The 12,465-nt window shown below is 64.5% G+C and carries 13 protein-coding genes and 1 tRNA gene; 8 read left to right on the top strand and 6 right to left on the bottom strand.

Going from position 1 to position 12,465, the window contains the following annotated elements; all coding sequences use genetic code 11:
* The first annotated feature begins 15 nt into the window (after positions 1–15).
* The 3 genes from G361_RS0120415 to G361_RS49580 all read left to right on the top strand — a co-directional run bounded on the left by G361_RS0120415 (position 16) and on the right by G361_RS49580 (position 1,099).
* A complete protein-coding gene (locus G361_RS0120415) occupies positions 16–459 on the top strand; it encodes an Hsp20/alpha crystallin family protein (protein ID WP_019928962.1) in 444 nt (147 codons plus the stop codon).
* 323 nt (positions 460–782) lie between these two features.
* Positions 783–956 carry a hypothetical protein gene (locus G361_RS49585; RefSeq protein WP_019928961.1) on the top strand — a complete coding sequence of 58 codons (174 nt, stop codon included), beginning with the start codon at positions 783–785 and terminating at the stop codon, positions 954–956.
* Positions 950–1,099, top strand: a complete 150-nt coding sequence (locus G361_RS49580) for a hypothetical protein (RefSeq protein ID WP_019928960.1) — start codon at positions 950–952, stop codon at positions 1,097–1,099. The genes G361_RS49585 and G361_RS49580 overlap by 7 nt, the downstream gene beginning before the upstream one ends.
* A gap of 488 nt (positions 1,100–1,587) precedes the next feature.
* Here G361_RS49580 and G361_RS44235 read toward each other — a convergent pair whose 3' ends face one another.
* The 4 genes from G361_RS44235 to G361_RS44225 all read right to left on the bottom strand — a co-directional run bounded on the left by G361_RS44235 (position 1,588) and on the right by G361_RS44225 (position 3,552).
* Positions 1,588–2,103 carry a site-specific integrase gene (locus tag G361_RS44235; protein ID WP_196814515.1) on the bottom strand — a complete coding sequence of 172 codons (516 nt, stop codon included), beginning with the start codon at positions 2,101–2,103 and terminating at the stop codon, positions 1,588–1,590.
* Positions 2,104–2,354: 251 nt separating this feature from the next.
* Complete coding sequence (locus G361_RS51475; RefSeq protein ID WP_255359826.1) at positions 2,355–2,483, bottom strand: hypothetical protein; 129 nt, start codon at positions 2,481–2,483, stop codon at positions 2,355–2,357.
* Positions 2,484–2,914: 431 nt separating this feature from the next.
* On the bottom strand, positions 2,915–3,316 hold the full coding sequence (locus G361_RS0120385; RefSeq protein WP_019928956.1) for a PIN domain-containing protein: 402 nt from the start codon (positions 3,314–3,316) through the stop codon (positions 2,915–2,917).
* Positions 3,301–3,552, bottom strand: a complete 252-nt coding sequence (locus G361_RS44225; RefSeq protein WP_155981514.1) for a type II toxin-antitoxin system Phd/YefM family antitoxin — start codon at positions 3,550–3,552, stop codon at positions 3,301–3,303. The genes G361_RS0120385 and G361_RS44225 overlap by 16 nt, the downstream gene beginning before the upstream one ends.
* Positions 3,553–3,719: 167 nt before the next feature.
* Between G361_RS44225 and G361_RS0120375 the strand changes: the two genes are divergently transcribed.
* The 4 genes from G361_RS0120375 to G361_RS0120360 are packed head-to-tail and all read left to right on the top strand — an operon-like array spanning position 3,720 to position 10,298.
* Positions 3,720–5,177, top strand: a complete 1,458-nt coding sequence (locus G361_RS0120375) for a DUF3375 domain-containing protein (RefSeq protein ID WP_019928954.1) — start codon at positions 3,720–3,722, stop codon at positions 5,175–5,177.
* Complete coding sequence (locus tag G361_RS0120370; protein WP_036494182.1) at positions 5,174–5,767, top strand: DUF4194 domain-containing protein; 594 nt, start codon at positions 5,174–5,176, stop codon at positions 5,765–5,767. Before G361_RS0120375 ends, G361_RS0120370 begins: the two co-directional genes overlap by 4 nt.
* Positions 5,764–9,117: an ATP-binding protein gene (locus tag G361_RS0120365; RefSeq protein WP_019928952.1), complete on the top strand. Its 3,354-nt coding sequence runs from the start codon at positions 5,764–5,766 to the stop codon at positions 9,115–9,117. Before G361_RS0120370 ends, G361_RS0120365 begins: the two co-directional genes overlap by 4 nt.
* On the top strand, positions 9,117–10,298 hold the full coding sequence (locus tag G361_RS0120360) for a Wadjet anti-phage system protein JetD domain-containing protein (protein ID WP_019928951.1): 1,182 nt from the start codon (positions 9,117–9,119) through the stop codon (positions 10,296–10,298). The genes G361_RS0120365 and G361_RS0120360 overlap by 1 nt, the downstream gene beginning before the upstream one ends.
* Positions 10,299–10,640: 342 nt before the next feature.
* On the opposite strand, the gene G361_RS0120350 is transcribed toward G361_RS0120360, so the two are convergent.
* A tRNA-Lys gene (locus G361_RS0120350) sits at positions 10,641–10,713 on the bottom strand.
* Positions 10,714–10,960: 247 nt separating this feature from the next.
* Between G361_RS0120350 and G361_RS0120345 the strand changes: the two genes are divergently transcribed.
* Positions 10,961–12,160, top strand: a complete 1,200-nt coding sequence (locus G361_RS0120345; RefSeq protein ID WP_036494178.1) for an Ig-like domain-containing protein — start codon at positions 10,961–10,963, stop codon at positions 12,158–12,160.
* A 6-nt stretch (positions 12,161–12,166) separates the two neighbouring features.
* Here G361_RS0120345 and G361_RS0120340 read toward each other — a convergent pair whose 3' ends face one another.
* Positions 12,167–12,418, bottom strand: a complete 252-nt coding sequence (locus G361_RS0120340) for a hypothetical protein (protein ID WP_155981513.1) — start codon at positions 12,416–12,418, stop codon at positions 12,167–12,169.
* Positions 12,419–12,465: the final 47 nt, after the last annotated feature.

Below are 12,465 nucleotides of genomic sequence, written 5' to 3'. Positions count from 1 at the left end.
TACAGAATGGAGTGAGTGGAGGTGGCTACCGTGCTGATGCGCACCGATGGATTCCGCGATCTGGATCGCTTCGCCCAGCAGGTACTGGGGACTGCGGCCCGCCCGGCGGTGATGCCGATGGACGCCTGGCGCGACGGCGACGAGTTCGTCGTCGAACTGGATCTGCCCGGCATCGATCCCGGGTCACTGGATCTGGATCTGGAACGCAACGTGCTGACGGTGCGCGCCGAGCGCCCCGATATCGATCCGGGCCGGCAGATGATCGCCGCCGAACGCCCGCGCGGGGTGTTCTCCCGCCAGTTGTTCCTCGGCGAGACCCTCGACACCGAACAGGTCCGCGCCGACTACACCGACGGTGTCCTGCGGGTGCGGATCCCGGTGGCCGACAAGGCCAAACCCCGCAAGATCACCATCGACCACACCACCACCGGTCAGCAGCATCAACTGACCAGCGCCTGACCCCCCGGGCGCCCCGCGGCACCGGTACCCCCGCGCGGCGTGTACCCCTCGACGCGCCGCGCGGTGACCGGAGCGGGTGCCCCGGGCCGATCACCGTTCCGTCACCGATCGGAAGGAGGTGAGGCCACAGCGCTTGTCGCACAACCATTTTTGTCGCCGCACAACCCCCGGGGTGCCGGGACGTGTCCGGCGAGCCGCTTTCCTCCTCTTCCTGCAGGTCCCTTCCCCGGCTCGCCCGACACCCCGGCCCCCGGGGGGCGCATGTCCACTACCGGCCTCCCGCCCGTTACCGCGGCGGGACCGCAGACCCGAGGATCGCTCTCGTGAACACCGACCAGGCCACGACCGGCAGCGACCGGCACACCCTCATCGGCATCCCCGAGACCGGGACACCGGTGGTGAGCTGGCCCGACCCCAGCCCCCTCGAGCATTGGTGGACCGAGGTCATGGACGGCGCACTGCTGCCCGACCAGCACAACGGAGGGCACCGATGCTGATCCTGGCGATCGCCACCGTGATCGTGCCCGCCGCCGCGGTCCTGGCATGGGCCACGATCGCAGCCACCTACTGGTGCGAAGCCCGCCACCACCACCGCCTCCCCCACGACGAGCATGAGGGAGATGCGCCGTATCGGGTGTGACCACGAGAACACACTGACCCGATGGAAGGCGGTGCCCGTCCAGGCTGATGTGTTCGCGCACGAACGGTGAGAGCCGCGCTGCATCCTGTCCGGTTTGCTGCGGTGCGGACGAGCCGGTAGACGGCTACCGCGATGGCGATCGCGGCGAACGAGGCCATACCGAAGGAAATCGGGTAGCGGTTCACGACGGCCAGCACGTGGTGAATATCGTCACCGATCGGGTTCATCGCACACCTCCGGTCCGGTGCGCCTTGCGGCGAATCATCGCCGCATGCACTTGCGCGGTGCCGATCGTTGCTGCCCAACGGATTTCACAAATAATCCGCGAGCTCCATCCCACCGCAATGGCTTGCCGTCGACTCCGGCGGCTCGGCGAGAGGACACCTGGCCGCCACATGACCGGCGGGGTGATGTCGGGACGGGCGGGGTGCACAGGAAAGTGGCCGGGCAATTCGAACATGACGAATGTCCTTCGTACGTAGTTGGATTCACCAGGCGGTGGCGGCCAGCGTGTAAATGACGGTGCTGCCATCGGATTTGCTCTCGGCGTGCCCGGCATAGGCGCGAGCGACGGCGAATCCGAAGTTGCGCTCAACCCATGTCGCGGTGGTGTGCCGTAGCCAGTGGGTGGTGATCTGTTGTTTCTCCACCCAGGGCAGTTCCAGTCCGATGCGGGTCCACAGACCGTCGTAGCGGCGGCGGGTGATCGGTTTGCCGCTGCGATATCGCAGCAACTGCTCACCCTCGGCAGCGTTGCGAGTGTGGGCGTGGTGGACGAGGTGGGTCATCAGTGTCGGCGAGATCGGTTGCCACCGAGAGGTTTTGCCTTTCTCGCGCAGGAAGATCAGGCACTGGTCCCGGTCGAGGTCTTCCGGACGTAACGCCAGTGCGCCGCCGCGGCGGCAGGCGGTCTCGAGGTGCAGTCTCAGCGCTGACCATGGACTCGGCGGCTCCTCGGCCGTCGCGGGCGTTGCGATCCTGCTTGGCGTCCCGGCGGGCCGCATCCCGGATCTCGGTGACATCGGCGACGGTCGGTTCGTCGATGGGGCGGGCACCCCACTCACGTTCGAGGCGGTTCCAGTGCGTGTTGTACGTCTTCAGCGTGGCCGCCGACACCACCCGGTCCGGACCGCGGGGATGTACCCGGCGAACGTCGGTGCCGCCGGACGGACATCCAGCAGATCCGCGGGAGTGATTCCCATGCGCGCCAACAACATTCGGGCGGCATCCAACTCGGCGTCGGTCACCGGTGTGGTCACGACCGCTCACCCCCCGATGTCCAGCCCAGAGATCGGAGCACGGCCTGTTCGGCGATGCGGCCATTGTGGTCGACCAGCACCGAGCCGAGCGCAACCCGGACCTGGCTCAGGGACGTGGCGGGCATCTCGGCCAACCGGCCCCCACGCAGCCGCCGCTGCGGCATCACCGAGGCCGATGTTTCGGCGTCGATAGTCGACGGGAGAGCGGAAAATGCGGGAGAACCGCCGACGGGAGGAGTACCCGGACCGTGTTCTGAGGCACTAGAACACGAACCACGGTCTGTCTGATTGCGGTAAGGAAAAGGGTGCGCCATCAGGGACTCGAACCCCGAACCCGCTGGTAGAGAGTTCTGGTCTATGTGCTGGCAGCGGCCGGTATTGGCCTGGTTGTAGGGTTTCGGGGTTCGAGTCGGTGCGAACAAGCTCCCTGTCCGAACAGTATTTCTGTGTGCCGAAATCACCACCGTCGTCCGAAGTTTTGGGGAAATTTTGGCGAGGGCCGAGTCTGTGTAGGGGTCTGGATAGCTGTTGGGTGCTCGGTGGCGTGTACCGGAGGTCAGAGTTCGAGCGCCTGTACGCCGGGGAGATCGCCGAAGGTGGCCTTCCGGTCGAGTGTGACGAGAGTGCGGCCGGTGGCGCGAGCGGTGGCGGCGATGATCAGGTCCATCGAGCCGCGCGGCAGCCCGACGTCCCGGGTGTGGACCAGCAGTTCGGCGTGACTCTGGGCAATCGGCGGGGTGTAGTCGATGACTGTGAACACCGCCCGCGCCCGGTCGAGTGCGGCCTGGCGTTTTGCGCGCTGCTCGTCGTCCGCGCGGAGCACGCCGACGAGCAGTTCGGTCACCGTGATGACCGACAGCGCGGTGTCGTCGTCGGCGTCGATGATGTCGCGCACGGCGATACGGCCGCGCTCGGCCGCGACGAGTACGCCGGTGTCGAGGATCAGTCTTCGTCCCACGGGTCGCGGGCCTCCGTCGGCTGGTTGATCCACTTTCGGTTGTCTTCGAAGTCCGCGGCAAAGCTTGGATCAGGTTCGAGCGCGGCGTACGCGTCGAGGATGGCGGCTCCGTTGGGGCGGTGTGGTGGGACGATCGAGGCAACCAGCTCGCCACCGCGGACGACCTGGATCGTCTCGCCCCGGGCCGCCATGTCGAGGACCGCGGAGAAACTCCGCGCGGCCTCGGTCGCGGTCATAGAAATCATGCAATCAGACTATCAGATCGTGCTGACAATCGGATAGGTATCGATTGAAGTGGAACATCACTCCGCTGTCTGCGCGGAAGGCATCGCGACATCTCTGGTCAGTCAGACCCTGTAGCTATCGTGGTCCCCGACATCCGATCCTTTCGAAGGACCCGCTCATGCAGTTCGATCAGCTGGAATCACTGCGGCGGCAGCATCCCGCCTGGCGGTTGTTGCGGGCCGACAATGCCCCGCTGATCCTGTCCTTCCTAGGCACGGTCTTCGTGGACGAGAACGTGCGCGCTATCTCGGCGGCGGAGTTGGAGTCGCGGCTCGACGACGCGTTGTGCGTGCTCAACGAGCGGCTGGGGGAGAGAGCTTTCCCCAAGTCGCCGACGGCCTATCTGACCGATTGGTCGGCACCGGAGGCCGGTTGGCTGCGCAAGTATTACCCGCCTGATTCGGACGAGGTGCATTTCGATGCCACGCCGGCGGTGGAGAAGGCGCTGGCCTGGGTGAAGTCGCTGGAGGAGCTGGCCTTTGTCGGTACAGAGTCGCGGCTGAACACGGTCTTCGAGTTGTTGCGGCAGATGGTGTTCGGTGCCGAGACGGATCCACTGGCCCGCATCGCCGATTTGCGCCGCCGTCGCGATCTCCTCGATGCGGAGATCGCCGCGGCCGAACAGGGCCGGCTCGCGCTGCTCGATGAGGTGGCCCTGCGTGACCGCTATCAGCAGTTCACTGCCACCGCGCGCGAGTTGCTGGCCGACTTCCGGCAGGTGGAGAGTAACTTCCGGCGTTTGGATCGGGACCTGAGGGCCCGGATCGCCACCTGGTCGGGCGCGAAGGGCGAGTTGCTCGATGACATGCTCGGCAGCCGCGACTCGATCGCCGAGTCCGATCAGGGGCGCAGCTTCCAGGCGTTCTACGACTTCCTGCTCTCGCACGAACGGCAACGCGAACTCGCCGAGTTGTTGGAGCGAGTACAGGAGCTGCAGGCGATCAGCGACCCGGATCCGCGGATGCGCCACATCCACCACGACTGGCTCGACGCCGGTGGCCGTACCCAGGCCACCGTGCGGTTACTGTCCGAACAGTTGCGCCGATTCCTCGACGACCAGGTCTGGCTGGAGAATCGCCGGGTCATGGATATCCTGCGCAGTATCGAGGCGCAGGCGATGGAGCTACGTGAGATCCGAGATCCGGCGGTGACCACTGAACTTGACGCCACGGCACCGGAAGTGGCACTGCCGATGGAACGGCCGCTGTATCGGGTCAGCAAGCGCGAACCGCTGCAGAGCGCGGGAATCGCCGCGGCCGACGAGCAGGTGGATGCGGCCCGGCTGTTCGAGCAGGTCTATGTCGACACCGAACCGCTGTATGCGGCTGTGCTGGCTGCGCTGCGTCGGCGTCCGCAGATCGGCTTGGCGGAGCTGGTTCGCGAACGTCCGATCCGGCAGGGGGTGGCCGAGTTGGTCACTTACTTGTCACTCGAGGATCCGATGTTCGCCATCGTCTATGACGAGAGCCGACGTGAGCACGTGAGCTGGAGCGATCCGGACGGTGCGGAACGTCGCGCGGAGGTTCCTCGAATACTGTTTGTCCGCAACAACTCCGATGAAGAGGCTGGGCGGTGACCGTACCTGCAGAGCCGGACTTGTCCTTGGTCGTTACCCAGCTGATGAGGGACGTCCTCTACCGCGACATCCACGCCAAACAGTGGAAACAGCTGCTGGCGCTGCAGGCACAGGTCCGCGACTACGTCCGCGTCATCGGTCTCACTGTCGTGCTGGACGAGGCGGAGGGCTATGCGTTCCTGCGGTCGAATCCCGAACTGGACGCCGAGGACGCACCGGCGATCCCCCGGCTGGTGCCACGGCGAGCGCTGTCGTTCCACGTGAGCCTATTGCTGGCTCTGCTGCGCAAGAAGCTCGCCGAACACGACGCCCGTGACGGGGACGTGAAGGTCGTGCTCACTCGCGATCAGATCGTCGACCTCGTCCGAACCTTCCAGCCTGAGTCCAGTAACGAGGCTCGGCTGGTCGAGCAGATCGACACCCACATCAACAAGGTGGTCGAGCTGGGATTCTTGCGCCGGCTCAAGGATCAGCAGAGTTTCGAGATCCGGCGCATTCTCAAGGCATTTGTCGATGGCCAGTGGCTGTCGGAGTTCGCGGAACGCCTCGCCGAGTACGCGGCGAGCCTGGCAGGGACGGAGCAGCAATGAATGTGGAGGCCGGCTTCCGTCTGGACCGCCTCGAGGTCTACAACTGGGGTACGTTCACCGACCGAGTGTGGTCGTTCGAACAGGGCTGCCGCAATGGTCTGCTCACCGGTGACATCGGCTCCGGAAAGTCCACGATCGTCGACGCCATCACCACGTTGCTGCTTCCCGCGCAACGCATCTCGTACAACAAGGCGGCCGGCGCCGACACCCGCGAGCGCGATCTGCGCTCGTACGTCCTCGGGTACTACAAGTCCGAACGCGATGAGGTGGCCGGCACCAGCAAGCCGGTGCCGCTGCGCAAGGTGGGCAGCTTCTCGGTGCTGCTGGCCGTCTTCACTGATCCGGTGACCGAAGCGAAAGTTACTCTTGCCCAGTTTTTCTGGTTCAAGGATCAGGGCCGGGCCGGGCAGCCGGATCGGTTCTACGTCACCGCCGGCCGGGCTCTGAGCATCACGGGTGATTTCGCGGATTTCGGTACTGACGTTGCTGTCCTCAAACGTCGTCTGCGTAAGGCAGGGGCCGACGTGCAGGACGGATTCCCTCCCTACGGAAAGTGTTTCCGGCGGCTGCTGGGTATCGAGTCCGAGCAGGCGATGGAGTTGTTCCATCAGACCATCTCGATGAAGTCGGTCGCCAACCTGAACGAGTTCGTGCGCCACCACATGCTCGAACCGTTCGACGCAGCGAAGACCATCGATGATTTGGTCGCCCATTTCGAGGATCTGACGGCGGCGCATGATGCGGTGGTGCGGGCGCGCGAACAGCTGACGCAGTTGAATCCGTTGCTCGCCGATTGCGCTGAGTATGACAAGAGGACGGCGGCGATCGCGGAGTTGCACACTCGGCGCGATGCCCTTCCGTACTACCTGGCGGCCAGGAAACAGGCGGTGCTCGACACGATGCTGGACGTGCTCGGCCGCGAGTTGGATGACCTCACATCCCAGCAGAAACTTGCCAAGGAACGAGTCGACGAGCTGCGAGCCGACCAGAAGCGGCTCGAGCTCAACCAGGCCGGACTGGGCGGCAATCGGCTGGCCGAGATCGGCCGAGAGGTTAAGCGTTTCGACGAGCAGCGTGATACACAGCGCGAGCGTGCCGGCCTGCTGGCCGGGTTGCTCACCGACGCCGCGCTCGAACCGGTCTCTGACGCGGTGCAATTCGCGGTGCGACATCGTGAGGTGGGTCAGCGGATCACCACAGTCGAATCGAAGAAGGCCGACTGCCACAACAGCCTGTCGGAGATCGGATTCCAATTGCGTGGTGTCGACAACGAGTCGTCGGAGGTCAACGCCGAGCTGCGCAGCCTGCGAGAACGTCCCAGCAACATCCCGGCCCGTCAGCTCGAACTCCGGCACCGGATGTGCGAGGAGATCGGTATCGCCGAAACCGAGTTGCCGTATGCCGGTGAGCTTATTCAGGTCGGAACTCAACACAGCGAATGGGAGGGCGCCGCTGAACGCCTTCTGCACGGCTTCGGTCTCTCACTGCTGGTTTCTATCGAACACTATGCGGCGGTGTCGGACTGGATCGACACCAACCATCTCGGCGGCCGCGTGGTGTACTTCAAGATCGCCGCTGGTAATCCCGTCGACCGCTCCGGCCCACTCGAGGACGAGGCGCTGTTCACGAAGCTGGAGATCAAGGAGTCACCGTTCGAGGACTGGCTCGATCGCGAGCTAAGGCACCGTGCCAACTATTCCTGTGTCGACACCATGACCGAGTTCCGGCGCGCGCATCTGGCCATCACCAAATCGGGCCAGATCAAAGGCGGCCGTGGCCGCCACGAGAAAGATGACCGGTTCCGGATCGGCGACCGCCGCAACTACGTGCTCGGCTGGAGCAATCAAGGCAAGATCGACGCGCTGCTCGCCGCTGCCGCCGACCTCGAACGCGAGCGGCAACGCCTCGCGAAAGCCCAGGCCGCATCGAAAACGGAACTGTCTCAGCTCGAAGCCACAGCGACCGCACTCGGAAAAATCGACCTGTTCCGTGAGTTCTCCGAGATCGACTGGCAGGCAACGGCACGCCGGATCGCCGATCTGGAAGCCGAACGCGCCGAGTTGGAAAGGTCGTCGGTGGAGTTGCGCCGAATCTCCCAGCAGCTGATCGAGATCGGCAAACAGTTGTCGGCCGCCGACGAGACGGCCGCCCGGTTGACCGGGCAGATCGCGGTGACTGATAAGGAGATCGCCGACGCTCGGAACCTGCTCTCCGCGATCGAGGCGCTGCTCGAGGAACCTGTCTGCGCCGAGCACCGTCTCGTCTTCGGCGAACTGGACATCGCCACCAAACTCCTCCCGCTCGATACCGTTGCTGCCTGCGACGCCGCCCACACCCGGTTGCTTGCCGACTTCGCCCAGCGCGCAGAGACCCACGTCAAGGAGCAACGGGCGGCAACCAACCGCGCGGTCACCAAGATGGCGACCTTCCGCAACGCCTACCCGCTCGAGACTACGGAGCTCGACAACACCATCGATTCAGCGGCCGGCTATCGTGAATTGCATCAGCGCCTGGCCGGTGACGATCTGCCCCGCTTCGAGGAACGTTTCAAGACCTACCTGAACACCAACACGATTCGCGATATCGCCGGTTTTCACGCGCAGCTGGAGAAGCAGACCAGCCAGATCAAGGACCGGGTCGCGATCATCAACGGCTCGCTGCGCGACATCGACTACAACCCGGGCCGCTACATCCGTCTTGAGGCGCAGCAGACCAACAACCTCGATGTCCGCGACTTCAAGACTCAGTTGCGCGTGTGCACGTCGGGCGCGTTGAACACTGACGACGACCAGTATTCCGAGCAGAAGTTCCTGCAGGTCAAGGCGTTGATCGAACGATTCCGTGGACGCGAGGGCTACACCGATATCGACCGGGCCTGGACCCGAAGGGTTACCGACGTACGGAACTGGTTCGTATTCGCCGCCTCCGAACGCAACCGCGAGGACGACAGCGAGCACGAGAACTACACCGATTCCGATGGCAAGTCCGGTGGTCAAAAGGAGAAGCTGGCCTACACGATCCTGGCTGCGTCACTGGCCTACCAGTTCAAGCTGGACAGTCCCGATAGCATGCGGACCTTTCGTTTCGTCGTCATCGACGAGGCGTTCGGCCGCGGCTCCGACGAATCCACCCGCTACGGACTCGACCTCTTCGGCCGACTCGGCCTGCAGTTGCTGATCGTGACCCCGTTGCAAAAGATCCATGTCATCGAACCGTTCGTCGCCGCGGTTGGTTTCGTGGACAACAAGTCCGGCGGCTATTCCCGGATTCAGACCCTCACCATCCAGGAGTACCGGCAGCGACGGCTGGCCCATCTGGCGGCCGAATCAGCGATATCGGAGGCTACCTGATGCCCGAGTGGACCACTCGCTCGGAGGTCGTCGCGAGGCTGCGACGGCGGTGGGAATCCGGCGCACTGCTCGGTGCGTATTCCCGTGGCGACGACCTGCTCCCGCTCGGAGTGCCACTGCGTGCGCCCGCCGCGCGGGATCTGGGCGCGAACTTCGCCGCGGCGCAGGAGTGGACGCAGCGCTGGTCCAACCCGGACAAGTCACTGCGGATCGAATTCGCGTCGGTCGGTGGCCGTCTGGTTGGTGCCAACGAGATCCCCAAGCGAGCGTGGGTCGACTCCTGGGACCAGCTGTGGTCACTGCTCGGCGTCACCGAGCAGGTGCGAGCCTTCACGGCCGTGCTCGACCGAACACATTCGGTCGCACCAGAACTCGTCGGCTGGATGCAGTCGCACCCCCACGACGTCCTCACCCGCATCGCGGAGTGGCCGCTGCTGCTCAGTACAGTGCACTGGATCGCTGACGAGGCTGAGCCTGGCGACTACCTGCGTTACCTGGACCTGCCTGGTGTCGACACCAAATTTGTGGAACAGCATCAGCGGATACTCGCCCGCCTGCTCGATCTCGTCCTCCCGGCGGAACGTATCGACAGCGCCTTCCCGCCGTCGGACTTCGTTGGCCGATACCGGTTCCGTCGCAAGCCCCGCTATTCCCGTTTCCGTCGACTCGATCCATGCCACATCGGTGCGGGCTTCAGTGAACTGACCGTGCGCACCGACGAGTTGGCCGCGAACCCGCCGCGGGCTGCGAACATCCTGGTTGTCGAAAACGAGACTACCTACCTGGCGCTTCCGCAACTGCCGGACACCCTCGCAGTGTTCGGTGAAGGCTATGCTGTCAGCCGACTCGCCGGACTCTCCTGGCTCGCGGATCGTCACCTGTATTACTGGGGCGACATCGACACGCACGGTTTCGCGATATTGAACCAGTTGCGCGAACCGTTTCCACACCTGGAATCGATACTCATGGACCGACAGACCCTGCTCTCCCACGAATCCCGCTGGGTACGTGAGCCTTCCCCAGCCTTCGGAGCATTCGCCAACCTCAACAGCGTCGAAGGAGCATTGTATCGTGACCTGGTGGAGCAGACGTTCGGCGACAACGTCCGCTTGGAGCAAGAACGGATCCGGTTCTCAGCAGTAACCACAGCCTTGGCTCGTATCGCATCGCGACGGGGCTGAAGATCAGGGCGTTGGTGTCGGCGCGTAAACCGCACTCGGGATGTCCGGAGACTCTGGTCTTCCCCGGTTTCGCAGAGTCGCTTTGCTGTCGTGACTCTGATCGCCGAGGCGTCGGATGCGAAGACTGCGGCCGAGCGACTGGGTCACTCACGGGAGGTGTCACCGAGCCACTACATCGCGTCGGAGGAACACGCCCCGGACTCGTCGACGGCTCTGAAGAAGGACCTGGGTAGAACCGAGTGATCGGGCAGCTGTCGCCGCGAATTCTTGGAATATCTTTGGGATTTGGCCCGAAATTGGGACTTCGCGATTTGCAACACCCAGCCTGACCTGGTATTTAAGTGCGCCATCAGGGACTCGAACCCCGAACCCGCTGATTAAGAGTCAGCTGCTCTGCCAATTGAGCTAATGGCGCTTGGTGTCGGCACCGTTTCCGGTGCGGAAGAAACGATAACAGGCTCTCGCGCCGAACGTGAAATCGCCTGCTCAGCGGGGGTGTGGGGGTGTGAAGTAACGGTTGTGGGCCCAGTTCGGGCTGATTGTCCTCTTCGTGCTGATCGGCTGGCAAAATCAGCGCAGCGCGCGTGCTCTCGTCCGATCCCTGACCCGAGCTGCGACCGGAGTGGTCCGAGTCGCACATCAGACATGGAAACGGGGCTGATATGAGCATTTGTGGAGGTAGGCGGTCGGTGCGAGTGGTGGGGTCGCTGACCGCGGTGTCGCTGGTGGGGCTGGTTGCGGTCGGGTGTGGCCGACTGCACGACGCGTCGCCGGCGGGGCAGGTGCATTCCGCGTTGGAACAGATAAGACCCAAGGTCGCCGTGGCCATTCGGGACGGGGACCTGGAGGTTTCGCCGGGAGTTCCGGTCAAGGTGCAGGTGGAGGACGGGACGCTGCTGTCGGTCAGTCTGACCTCGGCGGACGGGACCGCGGTGCCGGGGCAGTTGACGCCCGACGGGCACAGCTGGGAGATCACTGCGCCCCTGGATTTCTCGACCGCTTATCGGTTGCAGGCCGAGGCGGTGGGATTGGGGGGTAAGGCCACGGCGAATATGAATTTCGCCACGCTCACCCCGCGGGTGAAGACCCATCCGTACCTCGATCCCAGTGACGAGGAGGTGGTGGGGGTGGGGCAGCCGGTGGCGCTGCGGTTCGACGAGAACGTCCCGGATCGCAAGGCCGCGCAGGATCTGGTGAAGATCAGCACCACGCCGCCGGTGGAGGGGGCCTTCTACTGGATCAACAATCGTGAGGTGCGGTGGCGGCCCGAGCATTACTGGGCGCCGGGCACACGGGTGACCATCGATGTGGACGGTTACGGCAAGAGTCTCGGTGAGGGGGTGGTCGTGGACGGCGACCTGCATTCCGCCTTCACCGTCGGCGAGGCCACGTTCTTCAATGCCGACGATGCCACCAAAACCGTTGTGGTGGAACGTAACGGGCAGGTGATCCGGACCATGCCGACCTCGATGGGCAAGGATTCGACCCCCACCGAGAACGGCATCTACATCATCGCCGACCGGAACGAGCAGATCATCATGGATTCGTCGACCTACGGCGTTCCGTCGAACTCCCCGGACGGATATCGGACGCCGGTCGACTACGCCACGCGCATGTCCTACAACGGCACCTTCATGCATTCGGCGCCGTGGTCGGTGGGTGCGCAGGGCTCCTACGACACCAGCCACGGCTGCCTGAATCTCAGCCCGGAGGATGCCCGCTGGGTCTACGAGAACGCCAAACGCGGTGATGTCGCCGTCGTGCGGAACACGTCCGGTGACACGTTGTCGGGTGTGGACGGGCTCGGGGACTGGAACGTTCCCTGGGCGGCGTGGAAGGCCGGCAACGCCGACAACCGGTGACGCGGGTCAGGGAGTGCAGGTGAGGTGGGTGCTGCCGAGCAGTGAGATCGCGCTGCCGGAGATGACACAGAACGCCTGACCGGCGGCCGAACCGGTGCTCACCACATCCTGGGCCGTGGGTTTGCCGGGTGCCGCAGCGGTCGCCTCGGTGTTCGGCGTGCTGCTCGGCTCCAGCGGGATGGCCGCACCGGCGGCGGCGCCGGTCGCGGACAGCAGCAGGGTGCCGGCGAACGCGGCGGTGAGGGCATGTCGATTCACGGTCACGACTTTCTGCGGCGGGAGTTCGTGACGAGTCTACGGAAATC

It is taken from the genome of Nocardia sp. BMG111209 (assembly GCF_000381925.1).
Taxonomy (GTDB): Bacteria; Actinomycetota; Actinomycetes; order Mycobacteriales; family Mycobacteriaceae; genus Nocardia.
The sequence above is the reverse complement of the archived record's forward strand: the minus strand, read 5'-3'. Positions and strand labels throughout refer to the sequence as shown.